Origin of the sequence: Streptomyces endocoffeicus (assembly GCF_016741935.1) — a bacterium.
GTDB lineage: Bacteria > Actinomycetota > Actinomycetes > Streptomycetales > Streptomycetaceae > Streptomyces > Streptomyces endocoffeicus.
Map to the genome: position 1 here is coordinate 15,528 of NZ_JAERRG010000049.1, position 21,927 is coordinate 37,454.

General features: G+C 72.2%; 15 protein-coding genes. 6 read left to right on the forward strand and 9 right to left on the reverse strand.

Translation table 11 applies throughout. From position 1 onward, the window contains the following. Window positions 1-64: 64 nt before the first annotated feature. The 4 genes from JK364_RS49940 to JK364_RS49955 all read right to left on the reverse strand — a co-directional run bounded on the left by JK364_RS49940 (window position 65) and on the right by JK364_RS49955 (window position 5,749). Complete coding sequence (locus JK364_RS49940) at window positions 65-1,687, reverse strand: LCP family protein (protein ID WP_201858127.1); 1,623 nt, start codon at window positions 1,685-1,687, stop codon at window positions 65-67. A 69-nt stretch (window positions 1,688-1,756) separates the two neighbouring features. Further along, window positions 1,757-3,448: an LCP family protein gene (locus JK364_RS49945; RefSeq protein WP_201858128.1), complete on the reverse strand. Its 1,692-nt coding sequence runs from the start codon at window positions 3,446-3,448 to the stop codon at window positions 1,757-1,759. 227 nt (window positions 3,449-3,675) lie between these two features. Continuing rightward, a complete protein-coding gene (locus JK364_RS49950) occupies window positions 3,676-4,794 on the reverse strand; it encodes an LCP family protein (RefSeq protein WP_201858129.1) in 1,119 nt (372 codons plus the stop codon). Between the two features lie 202 nt (window positions 4,795-4,996). Then, window positions 4,997-5,749 carry a TIGR03089 family protein gene (locus JK364_RS49955; RefSeq protein WP_201858130.1) on the reverse strand — a complete coding sequence of 251 codons (753 nt, stop codon included), beginning with the start codon at window positions 5,747-5,749 and terminating at the stop codon, window positions 4,997-4,999. 128 nt (window positions 5,750-5,877) lie between these two features. Here JK364_RS49955 and JK364_RS49960 point away from each other — a divergent pair, with 128 nt between their 5' ends. Together JK364_RS49960 and manB are read left to right on the forward strand one after the other, a co-directional pair. Continuing rightward, window positions 5,878-7,536, forward strand: a complete 1,659-nt coding sequence (locus JK364_RS49960; protein WP_201858131.1) for a peptidoglycan recognition protein family protein — start codon at window positions 5,878-5,880, stop codon at window positions 7,534-7,536. A 71-nt stretch (window positions 7,537-7,607) separates the two neighbouring features. Beyond that, entirely contained in the window at window positions 7,608-8,714 is a 1,107-nt protein-coding gene (gene manB / locus JK364_RS49965; protein WP_201858132.1) for a mannose-1-phosphate guanylyltransferase, read from the forward strand. A 486-nt stretch (window positions 8,715-9,200) separates the two neighbouring features. Here the strand turns inward: manB and JK364_RS49970 are convergent, their stop codons facing one another. The 4 genes from JK364_RS49970 to JK364_RS49985 form a co-directional block, all read right to left on the reverse strand. Further along, entirely contained in the window at window positions 9,201-10,112 is a 912-nt protein-coding gene (locus tag JK364_RS49970) for a DNA-3-methyladenine glycosylase family protein (protein ID WP_201858133.1), read from the reverse strand. Between the two features lie 309 nt (window positions 10,113-10,421). Further along, window positions 10,422-11,828, reverse strand: coding sequence for a coenzyme F420-0:L-glutamate ligase (locus JK364_RS49975; protein ID WP_201858134.1), 1,407 nt, complete (start codon window positions 11,826-11,828; stop codon window positions 10,422-10,424). After that, entirely contained in the window at window positions 11,825-12,811 is a 987-nt protein-coding gene (gene cofD / locus JK364_RS49980) for a 2-phospho-L-lactate transferase (protein ID WP_201858135.1), read from the reverse strand. The genes JK364_RS49975 and cofD overlap by 4 nt, the downstream gene beginning before the upstream one ends. Window positions 12,812-12,860: 49 nt before the next feature. Further along, entirely contained in the window at window positions 12,861-13,382 is a 522-nt protein-coding gene (locus tag JK364_RS49985; protein ID WP_201858136.1) for a cysteine dioxygenase, read from the reverse strand. Between the two features lie 691 nt (window positions 13,383-14,073). Between JK364_RS49985 and JK364_RS49990 the strand changes: the two genes are divergently transcribed. The 3 genes from JK364_RS49990 (at window position 14,074) to JK364_RS50000 (ending at window position 20,302) form a co-directional block, all read left to right on the forward strand. Beyond that, window positions 14,074-14,337 carry a WhiB family transcriptional regulator gene (locus JK364_RS49990; protein ID WP_004952403.1) on the forward strand — a complete coding sequence of 88 codons (264 nt, stop codon included), beginning with the start codon at window positions 14,074-14,076 and terminating at the stop codon, window positions 14,335-14,337. Window positions 14,338-14,666: 329 nt separating this feature from the next. Further along, the gene (locus JK364_RS49995) at window positions 14,667-18,734 is read left to right on the forward strand and encodes a glycosyltransferase family 2 protein (RefSeq protein ID WP_201858137.1); all 4,068 of its coding nucleotides are present in this window, start codon (window positions 14,667-14,669) and stop codon (window positions 18,732-18,734) included. Then, on the forward strand, window positions 18,731-20,302 hold the full coding sequence (locus tag JK364_RS50000; RefSeq protein WP_201858138.1) for a DUF5719 family protein: 1,572 nt from the start codon (window positions 18,731-18,733) through the stop codon (window positions 20,300-20,302). Before JK364_RS49995 ends, JK364_RS50000 begins: the two co-directional genes overlap by 4 nt. 235 nt (window positions 20,303-20,537) lie before the next feature. Here the strand turns inward: JK364_RS50000 and JK364_RS50005 are convergent, their stop codons facing one another. Further along, window positions 20,538-20,957, reverse strand: coding sequence for a metallopeptidase family protein (locus tag JK364_RS50005; RefSeq protein WP_201858139.1), 420 nt, complete (start codon window positions 20,955-20,957; stop codon window positions 20,538-20,540). Window positions 20,958-21,297: 340 nt separating this feature from the next. Here JK364_RS50005 and JK364_RS50010 point away from each other — a divergent pair, with 340 nt between their 5' ends. Continuing rightward, window positions 21,298-21,747 carry a DUF3499 domain-containing protein gene (locus JK364_RS50010; protein ID WP_201858140.1) on the forward strand — a complete coding sequence of 150 codons (450 nt, stop codon included), beginning with the start codon at window positions 21,298-21,300 and terminating at the stop codon, window positions 21,745-21,747. The last annotated feature ends 180 nt before the right edge of the window (window positions 21,748-21,927 follow it).

Sequence of the window (21,927 nt, forward strand, 5' to 3'; positions counted from 1 at the left end):
CGGACCCGGTGCGGGTCCGGCCCCTCCGCATGCGTGACGGGGCGTCCGACGAGGCTCGGGTGCGTCAGAAGGTGTAGCCCGGGTTGACCTTCATGCAGCCCTTCTCCTCGCCGTTGAGCGCGTCCGCGCTCTTGGGCGTCTTGTCGCCGTCGTCCACCGCCGCCTTCGGATAGGCGGTCCCCTCGCGCCAGTCGTTGCCGACCACCAGGGTGACCTCCTGCACCGACTTCGACGACTTCACCGCGGACTTCGGCAGCTTCAGCGCCTTGGCCACGGCCAGGGCGTCGCCCTGCCGGGGCTCGTCCGGGTAGAGGACGGTGGTGTCGGCCTGCGAGATGAGCACCGTGTTCGCGGTGGCCTTGGCGTAGCCCAGCCGCGCCAGTTCGGAGGTGATGACCGCGGCCCGGCCGGAGACCGGCCCGAGGACGGTGCTGGCGGTGCCGTTCTGCACCACCACCGGGATCTGCTCCTTGGGCGCGGTGGGTGCCGGGGTGGCGTCGGGCTTCTTCTTGTCCTTGCCGTCCAGGCTTATGTCGTTGCGCAGCAGCGAGAAGGTCTGCTCGGCGTCGCCCGGCTTGGGCAGTACGTACTCCCCGCCGCCGCCGTACTCCCAGGGCATGGTGATCATGGTGGTGCGCTTGGTCGGCACCCGCTTGAGGTCATTGCCCAGGTCGTACAGCTTCTTGACGGTGCCGAGGCCGTGGTCGACGGTCAGCGCGTCGGTGGCGGCCTCCGCGAGGTCCATCAGCTTGCCCGGGTCGCTGAGCTTGGTGCCCGACTTCAGCTGGCGGATCATCGACGTCATATACATGTGCTGGGCCTTGGCCCGGCCGATGTCGCTGTTGTCCTCGAAGCCGTAGCGGGTGCGCAGCCACTGGAGGGCCTGGACGCCCTTGACGTTGTGGGTGCCCTTGGTCAGCTTCAGCCCGGAGCCATGGCCTTTGCTGTCATGGGAGTAGACGTTGTTGTCCACGCACACCGGGACGCCGCCGATGGCGTCCGCCATGGAGACCACCCCGGAGAAGTCGATCATCATGAAGTGATCGATGTAGACGCCGGTGAGCTCCTTCCAGGTGGCGACCGTGCAGCCCGGACCGCCGTGCTGGAGCGACTGGTTGATGGCCCCCTCGGTCTTCGGATACACCGTGCCGTCGTGCGGATCGGTGCACTGGGGGATGGTCACCCGGGTGTCGCGCGGGATGCTGACCACCGACATGTTGGCGCGGTCGGCAGAGACGTGCACCAGCATCTGCACATCGCCCAGCGGCTTGCGGTCCGCGTCCTGCTTGGCGCCGCCCAGCTTGACGTTCTCCGCGGTGTTCCGGCTGTCGGAGCCGATGAGCAGGATGTTGAGGGGGGTCTGTCCGGCGGCGTTGGGCTCGGGCTTGCCGATCTTGCTGTCGCCGAGGTCCAGATCCTCCTTCTTCAGATTGCCGTTCAGGTGTTCGTAGTAGAAGTATCCGGCGCCGGCCGCGCCGAGCACCAGCACGGCCAGCGTCAGGGCGGTCCAGCGCAGGATCCGTACCCCGCGGCTCCGCTTCGGCCGCCCCTGACCACCCGGCCGGCGCCCCGCGCCGTGCGACGCGGGGCCCTCCCCTTTCGGCGGGCTGTCGTCCTCACCCTGCTCACGTGGTTCGGGAACGGTGGCCCGCCGCCCTCTCTCCCCCCGCACACTGCTCTCCCGCATCGGGCCCTCCCCGCAGTCTCTCTGTCGTCCGGCCCGATGGACGAGGGTGGATCCGCTGGCCGGCGACGGTCACTTGGCGCAGACGTCCTTGTCGTCGGCCTCGACCCTCTGAATGTCCTTCGGCGCCTTCGACGGGGCGGAGATCGGTGTGCCGGCGCCCTTGAAGTCCGCGCCCAGCGTCAGGGTCATCTCCGCCATCGGCTCGGCGTCCTTCGTGCCTTCCTTCATGGCGGAGGCGGGCAGCCCCATGCTGTCGGCCAGCCGACGCGCCTGGTCGGCCTGGTTGGGAGCGTACTCCAGCGTCGTCTTCTTCAGTTCTGACGGAGCGTTTCCGCCGTTGCTGGTGCGGGACATCCCCTCGGTGTTCTGCATCCAGTCGACGGTCTCCTGGGCGGCGCCGAACTGCCCACTGCCGTTGAGCACCTTGACCCGGACGTCGGCGGGATCGGCCTTCGGCCCCTTGAGCCGCGCCGCCTGCTCGTCCTTGGCCGCCTTCTCCTTCTTCTTGACCTCGGTCAGCGAGACGTCCTGCCGGACCATCGAGAAGAGCGGCTCGGCCTTGGTCTTGTCGAGCAGCACGGTCGCACCGTCGGTGTTGTCGACGACCGGAACGGTCGCGAAGGTGACGTTCTTGAGATCGACCTTGCTCAGGTTCTTCCCCAGCGAGGCCAGCTTGGAGACGGTGCCGATCCCGGTGTCCACGGTGAGCGCCTTGGTGGCCGTCTGGGCCAGGTCCCACATCTTCCCCGGGCTGGTGAGCGTCCCGCTGGCCTTCATCTTGCGCATCAGCGAGCTCAGGAACTGCTGCTGGAGCTTGATCCGGTCCAGGTCGCCGCCGAAGCCGACGGCGTGCCGGGTCCGGACGAACGCCAGGGCCTGCTCGCCCTGGACCGTGTGCCGCCCCTTCTTCAGGTTCAGGTGCGACTTGGGGTCGTTGATGTCCTTGCCGAGGCAGATGTCCACCCCGCCGACCGCCGTGGACATGCTCTTGACCGCGTTGAAGTCGGCCATCATGAAGTGGTCGACCTGCAGCCCGGTGAGCTTCTCCACCGTCTGCCAGGTGCAGCCGGGGTTGCGGCCCTCCTGTCCCAGACTGGTGTTGAACCGCACCTCCTCCTCACCCGGGATCGTCTTCTCCTTGCCGTCTTCCTTCACGGTGCAGTCGGGGATGTCGGTGATCATGTCGCGCGGGAAGCTCAGCACCGTCGCGTTCGACCGGTCCTCGGAGACGTGGAACAGCAGGGTGGTGTCGGCGTGGCCGACGCTACCCGCGTCGCCGTAGCCCTCGTTCCCCTTGCCGTCCCGGCGGTCGGTGCCGATCAGCAGGATGTTCATCGGGCCGTCGGAGACCGCGGCGTTGTTCTCGCCGACGTCGACCTTGCTGATGTTGTTGTTCAGGTGCTGATAGACGAAGTACGCCGCGGCCGAACCGCCCACCAGCAGGAAGGCCAGAGTGCCGCTGCCCCAGTAGAGCGCCTTCTTCGTCTTCGACTTCTTCGGCTTCGGCTTGCGACGGCTGACCGGGCCCGTCGCCTTCTCCTTCGCCGCCTCCCGTTTGGCCGCGCGGCGGCGCCCTCTGGGCTCGGAGCCGACGGCGTCGTCATCGCTCGATGATCTGGAGACCCGTCGCAGCTCCGTGGTGTCGTCCGCCGATGTCTCGGCGGCATTCAGCCGCAGCTCGTAGTTCCCCGTATTCGGGTCGAACACCCACTGATCGGCTGGGTCGAAGTCACCCGCCCCGCCAGGGCCTTGCGCGTCCACGGTCGCCTGTGTCCTCCGTCGGTGCCACGCGGCGCCTCCCCCTCAAGGCGCTCCATCCGTCCTTACGCAGTGCGCGGCCACCTCGTAGAGCGCACCGGATCGCTCACACTATCCGTCCAGATCAGCGTCAAGCGACGCCGGTGACAAATTCCACTTCCCTACAACTGGGCAATCTGCCCAATCCTTATCCGATCCTTCACGAATCATGGGTCGCCCTTATGATCCTTTTACTCGCAGATGCCGCGCGCCGCCGTCGTTCCCCGGTACCCGGTGAGGTCGGCGGCCTTGGGTCCGCCGCCCGTCGAAGCCGTGACGGCATGGGACACCGACACCGGCCGATCCAGCCGCAACTGCCGGAACAGCCGGTCGGCATCGGGTTGGACGAGCTCATCGCGGTTCTTGTTGTACGTGTAGGGCTGCCGCGGAATCGTCAGGAAGCGGATCTTGTCCCGGGGGATGTCCCGCACCCCGCGCACCAGAGCGTACAGATCTTTGAGCGAATCCAGGCCCGGATCCGTGGTCAGCGAGGACGTCGCCGCGTTGAGTACCGGATACAGCTTCGCGGGATTGAGCAGCACACCATTGCTCTGCACTTTCTTCACAAGCGAGCTCATGAACTCCTGTTGCCGCCCGATGCGCTCCGTGTCGCTGCCGTCGCCGATGCTGTACCGGGCGCGCACATAGCCCAGGGCCTGCTCGCCGTGGAGGACCTGACGGCCCGCGGGCAGCTTCAGATGTGCCTCGGCGTCGTCCACGGGCTCCTTCAGGCACATCTCCACCCCGCCCACCGCGTTCACCAGCCGCTTGAAGCCGCTGAAGTCCACGATCATGTGGTGGTCGACGCGGATCCCGGTCAGCTTCTCGACGGTGCGGATCGAACAGGCCGCGCCACCGGATTCGAACGCCCAGTTGAACTGGGCGAACCGGGCCTGGGTGCGCTTTCCGTCCGGCCCTTCGCAGGCCGGGATGTCCACCATCAGATCGCGCGGGATGGAGACGGCGGTGGCGCTCTTCCCGCCGGCCTGCAGATGCAGCAGGATCGTGGTGTCCGAGCGCTGGGTGCCGGTGTCCTTGCCGTATTTGCCGTTGCCCTTGCCGCCCCGGTTGTCGGAGCCGATCAGCAGGATGTTCTGCGCGTCCCGCACCACCGAGACCGGCCGCTCGGCCTCGTACTTCTTCAGCTCGTTCGCGGTCCGGGTGTCGGTGCGGATATTGCCGTCGAGGCGCTCGTAGAACCACCACCCCACCCCGGCGACCGACAGCACCAGCAAGGCCACGCCCAGCGCGAGGACGCGCGGCCAGCGGCGCCTGCGTCTCGGCGCAGGCTCAGAGCTGTCGGTCGTCACGTCCGCGTCCTCCCACCCGTTTTCCGCCCGGGGGCGGAGCGGCATCGCATGCCGGGATACCGATTAACGGAACAGACATGCGAAGCCCGTACATGGTTGTACGTATCCGTAGATCATCGCGCGGGGTGGGTGGCGCGGCCCGTGGACTCGGCTCTCGGTCCGCCGGACGGGTCAGGACGTCGGTGTGGCCGTGGGCGTGGGATCAGGGTGTGGTGGCGGTGACGCGTTCGCTCTCCTTGCGCCCGGCCAGCCCCTTCTCGTCCAGCCGGTCCAGATGACGGCAGAGCACCACCGAACCGCCACTGGCCAGCGGCGCGTACAGCCCGTACGACAGCCCCTCCCAGGTGCCGTACGACAGCCCCGACAGGATCCGCGAACCGGGTCCGAGCCCCCGCCCGGCGGCGTCGGCGCCCGCCCGCTCCACCACCTCGGCGCTCGTCAGCTCCTGACCGTCGACGGCCAGCGCGGGCGTATACGGGTCCACGGGGGAGTACGGGGCGAAGCGGTCGCCCTGGCTGGGCACCTCCACGGCGTAGTCCGCGAACCCCTCCGGCAGTTGCGGGAAGCGGCCGCCCAGCGGCTGCAGCGACAGCGCCACCCGCTCCCCGGAGCACTCGCGCGCCTCCTTGAGGCTGTCCGGGCCGCTGACGACGAGGTCGGCGGAGGCCGGGTCGCCCCCGATGTCCACGAGGACCCCGACCGAGGAACAGGCCACCAGCCACACGGCGGTCTGCCAGTGGGCGGGGAGCAGTAGTGCGCATCTGTCGCCGGGCGCGGCGGCGAGATCGTCCTGGAGGAGATTGGCGGTCTTCGCCACCCAATTGGCGAAGGTGGCCACGGAGAGTTCGACGCGTTCGCCCGTGGCGTCGTCGTAGAAGGTTACGAGCGGGCGCGAGGGATCCGCGTCGAGCGCGGATCCCAGCAGGTCGGCAGGGGTGCGATCGGTGGCGTTCACCCGCGCAAGCCTACGCGCCGAAGATGCGGCGCGGATGGGGTCGGTGGGGTCCGGGTCACCGGACGGTCCGCGACGTGTGCGCTCTTCCGAATGGACAGCTTTGTCCCCTTATGTAGACGATTTCAATCATGCGTGCATACCTGGCATCCTCGATCGGCGTCGCGTGCACCGCCGCCCTCGCCCTTCCCCTCGCCCTGCACCCCGGCCCCGCCCACGCCCGTACCGAGCGGACTGTCGCCGTCGCCGCCGCCGTCGGCTCCACGCGATCGCTGCCGCTGCGCCCGCCGCACTCGCTCGCGGGCGGCGGGCCGGACCGGGGCGTGGCCACCGGGCGCGGTGACGCCGCGGTCGAGCGGGGCGTCACCGCGTCGGGCGTGCGGCCGTTCTCGCTCGTCGGCATCGTCTGGGACCGGCCCTCCGCTGAGCTCCGCGGCCGGGCGCAGGTGCGCACCCGCGCGGTGGGCGGCGCGTGGTCGCCATGGCGCGAGCTGTCGAGGTACGGGGATGAGGCCCCCGACCCGGACTCGCCCGAACTCCGGAGCGCACGGGCGCACGGCGGCACCGCGCCGCTGTGGGTCGGCGCCTCGGACGCCGTCCAGGCACGGGTGCGGCCGGAACGGTCGGCGACGGCGGACGCGGGGGCGGGGGCGGGGGACGCGCGGGCGGGAGATACGGGGGCGCGGGACGCGCGGGCGGGAGACGCGGGGGCGCGGGACGCGCGGGCGGGAGATGCGCGGGCGGGAGACGCGGGGGCGCGGGACGCGGGGGCGGCGGATGTGGGGGCGGCGGCCCTGCCGTCCGGGCTGCGGCTGGAGCTGATCGACCCGGGTGAGCCCCCGCCACCGGGGCCGCCGAGGCCGCCGGGGCCGGACCGGGCCGCGCTCCGCGCGCTTCCGGGGCATCCGGTGCCGACGACGGCGGGGGGTGGGGCGTCGGCGTCAGGGGGCGGCGTGCCGGGTGCGAAGCCGACGGCGGTGGGTTCGCCGGGAAGGCCGTCCTGGGGGGCCTCCGGGCCGTCGGGACCGTCCGCCGGATCGTCCTCGCCCCCCACGTCGTCCGTGAAGCCGACCCCCAGACCCTCCGTATCCGTAACCACCACTCCGCCGCCCAGCGCGCTCGACACCGACACCGACACCGATGCCGATGCCGACGCCGAGACGGCCAATGCGGGTGCCGCCCGCTACAGCGCGCCGCGGCCCGGCATCGTCACGCGCGCGGGCTGGGGCGCCGACGAGAAGATCCGTGAAACGGGCCACGTCTACAGCAAGACCGTGAAGGTCGCCTTCATCCACCACACCGTGACGGGCAACAGCTACAGCTGCTCACAGGCGCCCTCCGTGTTGCGCGGTATCTACCGCTACCACGTGCAGAGCCTGGGATGGCGTGACTACGGCTACAACTTCACCATCGACAAGTGCGGAAAAATCTACGAAGGCCGCTCCGGCGGTGTGACCAAAGCCGTACGCGGGGCGCACACGCTGGGCTTCAACACCAACAGCATGGGCGTCGCCGTCCTCGGCACTTTCACCTCCAAGAAGCCCTCGGCCAAGGCCGTGAAGGCCGTCGCCAAGCTCACCGCGTGGAAGCTGGGTCTCTTCAAGCGGAATCCGCGCGGTACGACGCATCTGGTGTCGGGCGGCGGCAACAAGTACAAAAAGGGCGCCAACGTAAAGCTCCATGTGATCGCGGGTCACCGCGACGGCTTTGCCACCGAGTGCCCCGGCAAGCGTCTCTACGAGAAGCTCGGGTCGGTGCGGAAGACGGCCGCCCGCCTCCAGGGGCGCTGATCAGGCGCGGTCCGGGGATCTGCATACACTGGCCGCCGACCGGCGAGCCCCAGCAGGAAGCAGAGACGTACGTGACCAATGCGCCAGCAACGCCATCGCCAGAGGCGATCCTCCTGGTCGGCGGCAAGGGAACCCGGTTGCGCCCGATGACGGTGCACACTCCCAAGCCGATGGTCCCGGCGGCCGGCGTTCCGTTTCTGACCCACCAACTCGCCCGTGCCCGCGCCGCCGGGGTCGAGCACATAGTGCTCGCCACGTCCTATCTGGCGGAGGTCTTCGAGCCGTACTTCGGTGACGGCTCCTCGCTCGGCCTGCACCTGGAGTACGTCACGGAGGAGGAACCGCTCGGCACCGGCGGCGCCATCCGCAACGTCGCCTCCCGGCTGCGCTCGGGCCCCGACGACCCGGTGCTCATCTTCAACGGCGACATCCTCACCGGCCTCGACATCCGCGCCCTCGTCGACAACCACCGCACGACGGGCGCCGATGTCTCCCTGCACCTCACCCGGGTCCCGGACCCGCGCGCGTACGGGCTGGTGCCCACGGACGAACGGGGCAGGGTCACCGCGTTCCTGGAGAAGCCGCAGACCCCCGAGGAGATCGTCACCGACCAGATCAACGCGGGCGCGTACGTCTTCAACCGCTCGGTCATCGACACGATCCCCGCCGACCGCCCCGTCTCCGTGGAACGCGAGACCTTCCCCGGTCTGCTGGCGGAGGGCGCCCACCTCCAGGGCATGGTGGACTCCACGTACTGGCTCGACCTGGGCACCCCCCAGGCGTTCGTCCGCGGCTCCGCGGACCTGGTGCTGGGCCGTGCCCCCTCCCCGGCCGTGCCGGGCCGCTGCGGCGACCGCCTCGTCCTGGACAGCGCCTCGGTCGCGGTCGACGCCAAACTGACCGGCGGTACGGTCATCGGCCCCCAGGCCCGGGTGGGCGCGGGCGCGCGCATCGACGGCAGCACGCTGCTGGAGGGCGCCATCGTGGAGGAGGGCGCCCAGGTCCACGACTCCCTCGTCGGCGCCGGTGCCCGAATCGGCGCCCGCACGGTCCTCCAGGGCGCGGTAGTCGGCGACGGCGCCCTCGTCGGCCCCGACAACGAGCTACGAGACGGCGTCCGGGTGTGGTGCGGAGCCGACATCCCGGCAGGAGCGGTCCGCTTCTCATCCGACCAGTAACGCCCTGACGGCAAGCCTCCCCACCACCACCCCAACCGCCGACGGCGAGAACATGGCCCCTCCGGCGGGAACCCGATCTGCCCGGCGGGACCTGCCCTGCCCGGCGGGAACCCAGCCCTCCGGCGATTGAGGAGCCGCCGAGCCCGGGGCGGAGCCGGGCAGGCGCGGAGTCCCGTCTCTGCGCAACCAGCCTCTCCGACGCTTGAGGAGCGGAAATTCAGCCTCTCCGGCGTTTGAGGAGCGGGGTCCGGGGCGGAGCCCCGCAACCCCAGCCTCTCCGGCGCTTGAGGAGCGGGGTCGGGGGCGGAGCCCCGGCGGGGGCCGAGGGGGCGGAGCCCCATCGTTTCGGGAAGGGGCGGGGTGGGGGCTCACCGCCGGAGGCACCCCCACCCCGCACCCGGCGAAGGCGAAGGCGACGGCAACCCGCCCCGCACCCCGGCGAAGGCGAAGGCAAAGGCGACGGCAACCACGCCCCATGGCAGGGCCCTACATCCCCCGAAAGTCCCGCACCGCCAAGCGAGGCGCCCGCCGAGGCGGCATACGCCCGGACAACAAAATCAGCCGCGCCGCCCGATACCGCTGCCCCGCATAAGGCGCCAAAAGCTCAAGCATCGCCTCATCATCCGCCCCCCGCACCCCCGAAAGCGCATACCCGACAATCCCCGGCAAATGCAGATCGCCAACCGTAACCGCATCCGGCATCCCATTGCTGCGCTGCAACGTCTCCGCCGCCGTCCAAGGCCCGATCCCCGGAATCAACCGCAGCCGGGCCGAGGCAGCGGCAAGGTCCATGGACGTGGCCTCCTCCAGCCGCCGAGCAACCCGGACCGCCCGCAGAATCGTCGACGAGCGCTTGGTGTCCACGCCCGCCCGATGCCACTCCCACGACGGAATCAGCGCCCAGCCCCGCGGATCGGGCATGACCCGCATCCGCATCCCCTCCGCCGGTCCGGGCGCGGGCTCGCCATGGCGCTGGAGCAGCAGCCGCCAGGCCCGGTACGCCTCAATCCCGGTGACCTTCTGCTCCAGGATCGAGGGGATCAGAGACTCGAGGACCAGCCCGGTCCGGATGAGCCGGAGGCCGGGGTGACGCCGGTGCGCCTCGTGGACGAGCCGATGGCGGGGCACGAACGCGGACGGGTCGTCGTCCGCCCCGAGCAGGGCGGGCAGCCCGTCCAGCAGCCACTCGGCCCCCGGCCCCCAGGCCCGCCCCTCGACCTCCGCGCCCTTGCGCGCGATCCGTAGGGTCCCGGGCCCGGCCGGAGTCCGGCTCGCCCGCCAGAACGCGCCGTCCGCGCCGACCTGAAACGCGGGATCCCTGGGCCCTCGCTGCAGCACACCGAGGTTACGCGCGAGGTCACAGGGGCCCGGGGGACTCCAGACACGTCTCTCACACACGCGGCCACCCTACGACCCACCGCAGCCCCACCGGTTCGGCCCCCACCACACCACCGGCCGCGCACCCGCCACACCTCCGACCGCGCATCCCGCGCTACGGCGCCCAGCCACCCCCAACCACCCCCGTCCAACCCCAAGGCGCACCCCAGCAACCACCCCCGCATCCGCGCTCCCACTCCGCACAACGCGCGCCCCCAACCCCCGCGCACGCGACCCCACCGCGCAACCGGCCCGCACAACCCCGCCCCCGCACAACCCCGGCCCCAAAACCCAGACCGCACACACCTACCGCACACCTACCGCACACACCTACCGCACCACCACGAACCCCTCGACCCCCCGCTCCGGCCGCGCCGCCGGCGGCACCGCCGCCTGGCCGACCGCGACCGCGCCCATCGGGTCCCAGTCGTCCGGCAGGCCCAGGACCTCACGCACCACCGGGCGGCAGAACATCGTGGACGACACCCACGCCGAGCCCAGCCCCTCGCCCGCCAGCGCGACCAGCAGGTTCTGTACCCCGGCCCCGGCCGCGACCACGAACATCTCGCGCTCCGCCGTGTTCCGCCGCGGGTCGGGATACGTGTGGGCGCCGTCGGCGACCAGGCACGGGACGACCAGGTACGGAGCCTTGCGCAGCACATCCCCGCGCCGCACCCGCTTGGCGACGCTCTCCTCCGAGAAGCCGTCCCCGCGCAGATCGGCGATCCAGGCGTCCCGCATCGCGTCCAGCAGCCGCGTCCGCGACTCCTCCGACTCCAGCAGGACGAACCGCCATGGCGTCGTATGGTGCGGCGCCGGTGCGGTGACGGCCGCGGCGACCGCGCGCCGCACCGCCGCGCCGTCCACCGGCTCATCGGTGAACTCCCGCACCGTACGGCGCAGCGTCACCGCCTCCCGTACGGCCTCGGAGGTGCCCAGCCGGAACATGTCGTCCGCGGCCCCGCGCACCAACGCGCTCGCGCCCGCGTCCTCCTCAGCCCCCCACCGATCAGACCCTTCAACCCCCCGCCGGTCAGGCTCCGCAACCCCGTCCAGCCCCTCGAACGCCACCACGTGCGGAAGCCCCCGCAACACGGCCACCGGCAGCCCCTCGGCCTTGCCCTTGACCAGGTCACCCGCGGCGGCCAGCTCGTCGGCGGTGGCGACGATGGTCGCGCTCAGCGCGTTCCCGTACGCGTCGACTCCGCCGCGCAGATCGTCCAGGACCCGCACCCCGGCCGCGCCGATGGCGACGTCGGTGACCCCGGTCCGCCACGGCCGCCCGAAGGTGTCGGTGACGACGACGCCGACCTCCACGCCGAGCACCTCCCACAGCCCGGCCCGGATCGCCCGCGCCGAGGCGTCGGGGTCCTCGGGGAGCAACAGAACGGTCCCGGAAGGGGTGTTGGAGGCATCGACCCCGGCGGCGGCCATGACCAGACCGTGGCGGGTCTCGACGATCCGCGTACGGCCGCGCCGCGCCACGACCCGTACCGTCTCGGCGTCTATGGCCGCCTCGCGGTCGGCCGCCTCGACGACGCGCCCCTCCGCCTTGCTGACGATCTTGGAGGTGACCAGCAGCACATCGCCGTGCGCGAGCCCCGGCAGACCGCCCGAGGTCGCGGCGTCGGCGATCAGCTTGGCGAGGTCGTCACCGGGCCGCACCTCGGGCATCCCGGGCAGGGCCCACACCTGGTACGACGGCAACTCGCCCGACCCGCCCCGCACCGCGCTCATCCCCGCACCTCTTCCGCCAGCGCCAGCGCCTCGGCCGCCATCGCCGCCGTGGCCTTGAGGTCCGCCATCATCAGCGGGATCGCCCGGCAGCGGATCCCGGCGGCCTCGACCTCCTCGACCGCGCCCGCGTCCACGGTGTCGACGAGCCAGCCGTCCAGCAGCCCGGAGCCGTAGTGCTTGGCGACGGCGGCGGCGGTGGACTCGACGCCGACGGCGGCGAGCACCTTGTCGGCCATGCCGCGCACGGGCGCGTCGCCCACGATGGGGGACAGGCCCACGACCGGGACCCCGGCGTCGGCGATGGCCTCGCGCACGCCGGGCACGGCGAGGATCGTGCCGACGCTGACCACCGGGTTGGACGGCGGGAAGAGGACGACATCGGCGTCGGCGATGGCCTCCAGGACGCCGGGTGCCGGTTTGGCCTGGTCGGCGCCGACGGGTACGACGGCGTAGGCGGGGACGGAGGCGCGCAGCCGCACCCAGTACTCCTGGAAGTGGATGGCCTTACGGCCTTCACCGTCACCCGCGGCGGAGCCGCCGATGTCCGCCGTGTCGATCAGGACGTGAGTCTCGACGCGGTCGTCCGTCATGGGCAGCAGTCGCACCCCCGGCTGCCACCGGGCGCACAGCGCCTCGGTGACGGCGCTCAGCGGATAGCCCGCGCCCATCATCTGCGTTCGGACTATGTGCGTGGCGAAGTCGCGGTCGCCGAGGCCGAACCACTCGGGCCCCACTCCGTACGCCGCCAGCTCCTCCTTGACGGTGAAGGTCTCGTCGGCCCGGCCCCAGCCCTGCTCCTCGTGGATGCCACCGCCGAGGGTGTACATCACGGTGTCGAGGTCGGGGCAGACCTTGAGGCCGAAGAGGTGGATGTCGTCACCGGTGTTCCCGATGACGGTGATGTCGGCGTCAGGAGCCGCCGACATCAGACCGCGAAGGAAACGGGCGCCGCCGATACCGCCTGCCAGAACCACAATGCGCATGGAGGACAGTCTTGCAGCAGCCCCGGACATCGGGGGCGTTCGGGGCGGCTCAGCCGCCGAGGGCGCCCAGCGCGTCCGCCCCGGCCCCGGCGGGCAACTCGGCGCTCTGGGTGGGGTGCAGCGGCATCTCGGTCAGCCCGGGGAAGTAGATGTGCAGGCTGACGGCCGGTTCGAGGGCGTCGTTGACCACGTCGTGCACATAACCGGGCGCGAAGACGCGCTGTGCGCCGGCGTGCAGGGTATGCCGCGCGCCGCGCGTCCCCACCCGCTCGGTGAGCTCGCCCTGGAGCACGGTCAGCACCCCGGAGGAGCGGCCGTGGTCATGGGCCCCGCTGCCCTGTCCGGGCACCCAGCTGAGCAGCCACACCTCATAACCGGGGCCGGTGCGCAGTCGGTGGTACCAGCGGCTGGTGGCGTCGTACTGGACGAGGGACGCCCAGCCGTCGCGGTCGGCCGCGATGGTGCGGGCCAGGCCCGCGAAGGCGGAGACGGTGGAGGGGTGCGCGGGTACGGGCGGCAGCAGATGCGGGATGGCGAGCGGGTCACCGGCGATCTGGACGTCGCTGTTCATGCGGTGGGGTTCCTCGGCGGGAAGGGCGCGGAAAGAGCGCCGTAAGGACGCGGTGGGGCGGGAGGGGCGCGGTAAGGGCCCGAGTGCGATCTGGACGCGGTGTGCGGTCTCAGTGCGAGACGCCGCGAGCGGAACGCGGAGAAAGCTGGAGCTCAGGAGGCATCAACAGCTCGAACAGCGACAGCGAGCCCGCACAGCGCAGCGGAACCCGTGGTCACGGGTCGGCAGGGGCGCGTGGGTCACTGACATGCCACCAAGGAGACCCGGAACGCCGCGCCGCTGTCAACTTCATCTCACGTTTCAGGTCAAGGTTCACCTCATCCGGTCGCTGTGGAGGCAGAAAGGTTTGTGCGCGCGTTGTATTGGCGACACGGCGCATCAAGCGCATCACTCCCGCACCGCCCCGCCCACTCCGCACCATCTCTCGCGCGATGCAACGGGACCGGCGCCGATGGCGTCCTCCTCAGTGAGTGAGAGGAGGGACCCCAGGCAACGGATGGGGAAGGTGTCACGTTTAGGCCGATTTGAACACTTTCCGCGCAGCCTTGGTTCCGCAGAGTGAATAAGAGGCCCAATAGCAGATCTCGGCTTGACTGGCCCGGATCGGCACACTTGTAATTTCACTCGTGTCGTTCTGCCGCTTCACCAACGGCATCAGGCACGGGGACGCAAAGACAGACGAGGGGCGCACATGACCGAGTTGTTCCAGCAACTGCTGGTCGAAGAGGCGGACGAGGAGCTCGGTTGGCAGGAGCGCGCGCTGTGCGCCCAGACCGATCCCGAGTCGTTCTTCCCGGAAAAGGGCGGATCCACCCGTGAGGCGAAGAAGGTCTGCCTCGCCTGCGAGGTCCGTTCCGAATGCCTCGAGTACGCCCTCGCCAACGACGAGCGCTTCGGCATCTGGGGCGGTCTGTCCGAGCGCGAGCGCCGCCGCCTGAAGAAGGCCGCCGTCTGACCCACGGCGTCTGGGATCCGCCGGATCCGCCAGGTCCGCCAGGTTCATCAGAGCCGCCAGATCCGCCGAGCCCGTCATCAGGGCCGCCGGACCCGCCGGACCCGCCGGACCCGCCGGACCTGGCAGAACCGCATGACCCGCGCTGACATATCCGCACAGTTCACGGCGGAGTGAGCCACCGCGACCGGTCCGCCCCCGAGCCCATGGCGACGGGAGGCGGACCCGTCGCATACACAGCCGTTAGTGTGGGGCCCCGTCCGAGACGCTCCAACGCCCCCCTTGGGGCGCGCGCGTCCACCGCAGTCCAGCGAACCGGGGCCCGTACCTCGATGTCCGTGCACAGCCATCCGGCGGCCCAATACCCGGCCGCCACCGCCGCGTTTGCGCCCGCTCACGAACCGGTTCAGACACCGGCCCATCCGCGCCATGTCGTCACCGCCGTCCTGGTCGCCCACGACGGCGCCCGCTGGCTGCCCGACGCGCTGTCCGGTCTGCTCGGCCAGGAGCGCCCGGTCCAGAGCGTCGTCGCGGCCGACACCGGCAGCGCCGACGACTCCGCCCGGCTGCTCACCGAGACCCTCGGCGAGGAGCGGGTGCTGCACATGGCGCGCCGCAGCGGCTTCGGCACGGCCGTCGCCGAAGCGGTCCGTACGGCCCCGGTGCTGGGCCCCGAGGAGCTCGGCTACCTCAAGCGCCCCAGCGGCTGGGACCCCGTCAACCGCACCTGGCGCGACGACGCGTACGACATGCCGGAGCTGCCGCACGGCGAGCCCGTCCAGTGGCTGTGGCTGCTGCACGACGACTGCGCCCCCGAGCCGGACGCCCTGGCCGAGCTGCTGCGGGTCGTCGACGCCGAGTTCACCGCCAACCGCGAGCCCGCGATCGTCGGACCCAAGCTGCGCGGCTGGTACGACCGCCGGCAGCTGCTCGAAGTCGGCGTCAGCATCGCCCGCAGCGGCCGCCGCTGGACCGGCCTGGAGCGGCGCGAGCAGGACCAGGGCCAGCACGACCAGGTGCGCCCGGTGCTGTCGGTGTCCAGCGCGGGCATGCTGGTGCGTCGCGATGTGTGGGAGCAGCTGGGCGGTTTCGACTCCCGGCTGCCCCTGATGCGCGACGACGTCGACCTGTGCTGGCGCGCCCAGGCGGCCGGGCACCAGGTGCTGGTGGCCCCGGACGCCGTGGTGCGGCACGCGGAGGCGTCCGCGCGCGAGCGGCGGCCCATCGACTGCGTGGGGCGCTCCGTCGCCAACCCGCATCGCGTGGACAAAGCGGGCGCCGTCTACACCCTGCTGGTCAACACCCGGGGCGCGGTGCTGCCCTATGTGATGCTGCGGCTCCTGTTCGGCACGCTGCTGCGCACCCTGGCCTATCTCGTGGGCAAGGTGCCGGGGCAGGCCCTGGACGAGGTCGCCGGTCTCTTCGGCGTCCTGCTGCGGCCGGGGCGGATCCTCGCCGCCCGTAAGCGCAGAGGCCGCCCCGCGACGGAGCCGAACGAGCTGCGGCCGCTCTTCCCGCCGCCCGGCGCGACCGTAAGGGCGACGGTCGAGCAAGTCGCCAGCAATATAGGCGGCCGTTCCGAGCCCGAGCTGTCCTCCGGGGGGCGGCACGGCGCGGTCGAGTCCGGGCCCGGCGGCGACGACGCCGACTTCCTGGAGATCGAGCAGTTCGCCCGGCTCAAGCGGATCGCGCGCAGGCCCGGCCCGATGCTCTTCCTCGTGCTGCTGGTGGTCTCGCTGGTCGCCTGCCGGGATCTGCTCGGCGCCGGCGCGCTCGCGGGCGGCGCCCTGCTGCCCGCGCCCGCCCATGTCTCCGAGCTGTGGTCGAGCTATGTGGACGGCTGGCATCCGGTCGGCACCGGCGGCACGCAGTCCGCGCCGCCGTATCTGGCCGCCCTCGCCTCGCTGGCCACGGTCTTCCTGGGCTCCACGGGCTTCACGCTGACCCTGTTGCTGGTGTGTTCGGTGCCGCTGGCCGGGTTCATCGCGTACTTCGCCTCCCGGCCGCTGGTCGAGTCCCGGCTGCTGCGCGCCTGGGGAAGCGTCGCGTACGCCTTCCTCCCGGCCGCGACCGGGGCGCTCGCGGGCGGGCGGCTCGGCACCGCCGTGCTCGCCGTACTGCTGCCGCTGATGGCCCGCGCGGCGGCCGCCGCGACCGGCTTCACCGGCAACGGGACGCGGCTGCCGAGCTGGCGGGCGACGTGGGCGTACGCGCTGCTGCTGACGTTCATCATGGCCTTCACCCCGGTCGTCTGGCCGATGGCGCTCCTCCTGGGCGCCGGTGTGCTCGTGCTGCGCCACCGGCAGAGCGGCACCGAGCAGCTCATGGGGTACGGGCTGCGGTTCCTGAGCCTCGTCGGCACCCCGCTCGTCGTGCTCGCCCCCTGGTCGCTTGACCTCGTCACCGACCCGGCCCGCTTCCTCGAGGAGGCCGGTCTTGACCGCGGCGCCGGTTCCGCGTCCGCGCTGGACCTGCTCGCGCTCAGCCCCGGCGGCCCCAACGGTGGCGGCACGCTGCTGCTGCTCGGCTTCGTCCTCGCCGCGCTCGCCGCCCTGATGCGCGGGGAGCGGCAGACGGTGGTGCGCACCGCGTGGGCCGTGGCGCTCACCGGCTTCCTCTTCGCGGCACTCACGAGCGGCTCCGGCTGGGCCGGGCCCGCGACCCTCGTCTACGGCCTGGCGCTGCTGACCGCCGCCGTGGTCGGCGCCGAGGACGCGCGGGAGCGGGTGGCGGCGCAGAGCTTCGGCTGGCGCCAGCCGGTCGCGCTGCTGATCGCGGTCGCCACGGTCGCCGCGCCGCTGTACGCCGCCGTCACCTGGATGACGGGCGGCGCGGACGGCCCGGTGGGGCGGCGCGACCCCTCGCAGGTCCCGGCGTTCGTGGCGGCCGAGAGCGCCACCGAGGACCAGGCCCGCACCCTGGTGCTCGGCGGCGACAGCAGCGCCGCGCACGCCGACTACGCCCTGGTGCGCGGCTCCGGCGCCCGGCTCGGCGACGGCGAACTCGCGTCGGCGGGCGGCTCCGACACCCGGCTCGACGGCGTGGTGGCCAATCTGATCGCGGGCTCCGGCGCCGACCAGACCCGTCAGCTCGGCGGCTACGCGGTGCGCTATGTGTACGTCCAGAAGGGCGCGTCGCCCGAGATGGAGCGGGTGCTGAACGCGACCCCGGGCCTCACCCAGCTCAGCCGGGAGCACGGCGGCGTGCTGTGGCGGGTCAACCAGCGGGTCTCGCGGGTCTCCATCGTCCCGGCCGAGTCCTCGGGCCGCCCGGCGGGCGGGGCGGCGGCCAAGCCGGTGCACGTGGCCTCCGGCCCCGTTGAGGCGCACACCACGGTCCCGGACGGCACGGCCGGGCGGGTGCTGCGGATCGCCGACCGGTCCGCGCCCGACTGGCAGGCCACGCTCGACGGCAAGCCGCTGAAGCCGATGACGGTCGACGGCTGGGCGCAGGGCTTCGAACTCCCGTCGAGCGGCGGCCGGTTGGACCTCACCTACGACACGCCCATCACGCACACCGCATGGGTGTGGGCGCAGGGGCTGCTCGCGGTGGTGCTGCTGGTGCTCGCGCTGCCGGGCCGCCGCCGGAACGTCGACGACGACATGCCGGACGCGGAGGGCACGGCCGCCGCCGTCACCGCCGAGGACCTGGCGGGCGACGGCCGCCGGGCACGGCGGCTGCGGGCTGCCGCGGAGGCGCAGGCGGCGCAGGCCGCGCAGGACGGCGGCGCCAAGGGGCGGCCGGAGACGGACCCGGCCGCCGCGGACGCCATCCCCGGGCAGCCGGACGCCATGCCCGGGCAGCCGGGCGGGATCCCCCCGCTGCCGGGAGAGCCGCCGCTGCCGGGAGAGCCGCCGCTGCCGGGAGAGCCGCCCATGCCGGGGGAGCCACCGCTGCGGCCGGCCGCCGAGCCGGCCGCCATGGGCGACCCTTACGGCGACAACGCGATGGCGAACGACCCTTACGGCGACCAGACGGCCGCCGGTGACCCGTACGCGGCGGTGCCGCACCAGCAGCAGTACGGGCAGCAGTGGGACGCGCAGACGTACGCCGACGCCGGATACGGCCAGTACCCGGCCGGTCAGTACCAGGGCGAGCAGTACGCGGGGGAGCAGTACCAGGGCGAGCAGTACCAGGGCGAGGGCTACGCGGGCCAGTACTCCACCGGCCAGTACCCGGCCGGTGACTACCAGGGCGGCTATCAGGACACCGGCTATCCGGCCGGCTACCAGGAGGGCCAGTACCCGGCGGACCCGTACGCGGGCGGCCAGTACGCCGACCCTTACGGCTACGACCAGCAGCAGCCCTATGCCGACGGCGGCTACCCCCCGCAGGGCGACACGACGTACGGCGGCGACGACCCCGAGGACCGCCGCGACGGGAGCGATCAGCAGCGATGAACCGCACCACCCTGTCCCTGATCGGCGCGGCCACGGCGCTGGCCGCCGTCACCGGCGTCGCGGCCCTCACGGGGGGCTCCTCCGACGACGCGGACGCTTCCGCGAAGGCCGCCACCCGGCTGCCCGTGCAGCGCTCGACGCTGCTGTGCCCGACGCCCTCCTCCTCGGATGTGAGCAGCACCACCTACACCGCGTACACGCCCAAGCGGGACGGCGTGGACGCCAAGGACGGCGCCGCCGAACTGCTGCCCGCCCAGAGCCCCGCTGACGACACGACGGATCCCGGCGGCGACGGCGGCGGTAAGGACGACGGCAAGAACGGTAAGGACGGCGGGAAGGGCGGCCAGGCGGCCCCGGGCGGCGACAAGCCCGTGCTGCCCCTGAAGGAGCCCGGCAAGCCCGTCACCACCGAGGAGAGCAGCGCGGGCGCGCCCGCGCTCATCGGCACCGCCGACGGCCGCTTCGCACCCGGCTGGACCGTCCAGCAGACCACCACGATCGACGCGGGCAGCGGGCGAGGCCTCCTGGGCACCGCGTGCACCGCGCCCGACACGGACTTCTGGCTCCCCGGCGTCAGCACCGACCGGAACCGCCAGGACTTCGTCCACCTGACGAACCCGGACGACGCCGCGGCCGAGGTGGACCTGAAGCTCTACGGACCGAGCGGCCGGCTGAAGCCCTCCACCGACGAAGCGATCACGGTCCCGCCGCGCTCCACGGTCCCGGTCCTGCTCTCGACCCTCACCGACCAGCGGGCGGCCGGCGCCACACTCCACGTGACGGCCCGCACCGGCCGGATCGGCGCGGCCGTGCAGGCCATGGACCAGAAGGCGGGCGGCGACTGGCTCCCCGCCTCCGCCGTGCCCTCGACGAGCGTCGCGATCCCCGGCATCCCCAAGGACGCCACCTCGGCCCGCCTGATCGTCTTCGCGCCCGGGTCCGACGACGCGGACCTCAAGGTGCGGCTGGCCGGGCCGAACAACGCGATCACCCCGGCCGGGCATGAGTCGCTGCACGTCAAGAGCGGAATGACGGCCGCGATCGACCTCGGCGACGTGACCAAGGGCGAGCCCGGCTCGCTGCTGCTCACCCCCGAGGGCGGCGAGGGCCCGGCCACACCGGTCGTGGCCGCGCTCCAGGTGACCCGGGGCAAGGGGAGCGACCAGGAGACGGCGTTCATCCCCGCGACCGCCGCGATCGAGCGCAGCGCCACCGCGGCCGACAACCGCACCAAGGGCTCCACGCTCTCCCTGGTGGCGCCGCGCGCGTCCGCCAAGGTGCGGATCACCGCCTCGGCGGGCGCGGGGGGCGGCAGCCCGGTCAGCAAGACCTACGAGGTCAAGGGCGGCACCACCAAGGCTCTGGAGCCCCCGCGCCCGACCTCGGGCAAGGGCCCGTACGCGGTGACGGTCGAGCGGCTCTCCGGCGGCCCGGTGCACGCCTCGCGGATGCTGGCACTGTCGGAGGGCGGGGTGCCGATGTTCACGATCCAGTCGCTGCCGGACGACCGCGGCACGGTCGCGGTCCCCGAGGCGGGCCAGGACCTGTCCCTGCTCAACGACGACTAGGGCGGCGCTGGAGCCTCGCCTTCCAGCCCTTCCGGCGTTTGGCCTTCCAGCCCCTCCGGCGTTTGAGGAGCGGGGTCTGGGGCGGAGCCCCAGTTGTGGGAAGGGGCGGGGAGGGGAGCAGCCCGCCGCAGGCGCCACGACCCGCCGGACGCCTCCTGGCCCTGCCGGTACGGGCCCGTACGGCGTGCCCGCCGCCCCCGCCCGTACCGCGGCCTACTCCCGCCCGTACCGCGACCTAGTCCTGCCCGTACCGCGGATCCACGGACTCCGGCGCCAGCCCCAGCAGCTCCGCCACCTGCTCGACCACGACCTCGTGCACCAGCAGCGCCCGCTCGTCCCGGTTCTTCGCCCGGATCTCGACCGGGCGGCGGTAGATCACGATCCGGTCCGGCGCGTCCCCGCGGGCCGCGATAAAGCGCCCGAGCGGCACGGACTCGCCGTCCCAGCCGTCCGCTCCGCCGTGCCCGTCCGGGCCACCGCCCGGCCCCGGGCCGCCGAGCCCCGACGTGGGCACCTCGAGCACCGTGAAGTCGACCCCGGACAGCTGTGGCCAGCGTCTCTCCAGCCGCTCCGCCGAGTCCTGCACAAGATCGACGAAGGACTCCGCGCGGCTGACCGAGAGCGGCACCTGGGGAGGCGCGATGGGGCCGCGCATACCTCGTCCGTGGCGATCGCGACGACGGGGACGCGGCTCGGACTGGTGGGGGTGTACGGGGCTGGTCATCACTCCGAGGGTAGCCGTCGTAGCCCCGCCCTCATGCGCTTACCGGACAGCCGTGCCGGATGTCGCCAAATGAACATTCCAGCCATGCTTGGGTCCAAAAACGGACGTCTCTTGGGTCGCTTCCCTGGCCCAGGATGATCCCTCTCGGTTCGAGTGCTGACCGGATTCGTTGTCGGCGGTTCCGGCCGCGTCGGCGGTCCACGCTGGTCAGCCAGTAAGTTCACGTTTCGGGTGCACGGTGCGAACCGGGACGACACGGCGGAGTGAGCTGGTGGAGAGTCGTCGCGGCCCGCTCAAGAGTGCGGTACCGTCCAACGTCGTGAGCCCTGTACGTCGCTGTTCGCGCACCGCCTGCGGCCGCCCCGCCGTCGCGACGCTGACGTACGTCTATGCGGATTCGACCGCCGTCCTCGGGCCACTCGCCACCTACGCCGAGCCCCACTGCTACGACCTGTGCTCGGAGCACTCCGAGCGGCTGACCGCCCCACGCGGCTGGGAGGTCGTCCGGCTCGCCGTCGACAGCGGCCCGCCCCGGCCCAGCGGTGACGATCTGGAGGCGCTGGCCAACGCGGTCCGCGAGGCCGCCCGCCCGCCTGAGCGCGCGGCGGGGGCGGCGGCCGGTTCCGGGGGATCCGGGGGCGGACACGGCGGCCGGGAGGGCGATCCGCGTGAGGTCGCGCGCCGCGGCCATCTGCGGGTCCTGCGGTCGCCCGAGCCCTGATCGGCTTTCGCTCCGGCGATCTCCCGCAACCTTCCCGCGATCTCCCGCGATCTTCCCGCGTTCCGCGGCGTTCCCCGGGATCACTTGCTGACGGAGCATTGACTGTGACTTGGCGCGGACACGACCATGCCTGCACCCCAGGGTCCTCCGTTTCCGCATCTCGGATGTGACCTTCCAGGG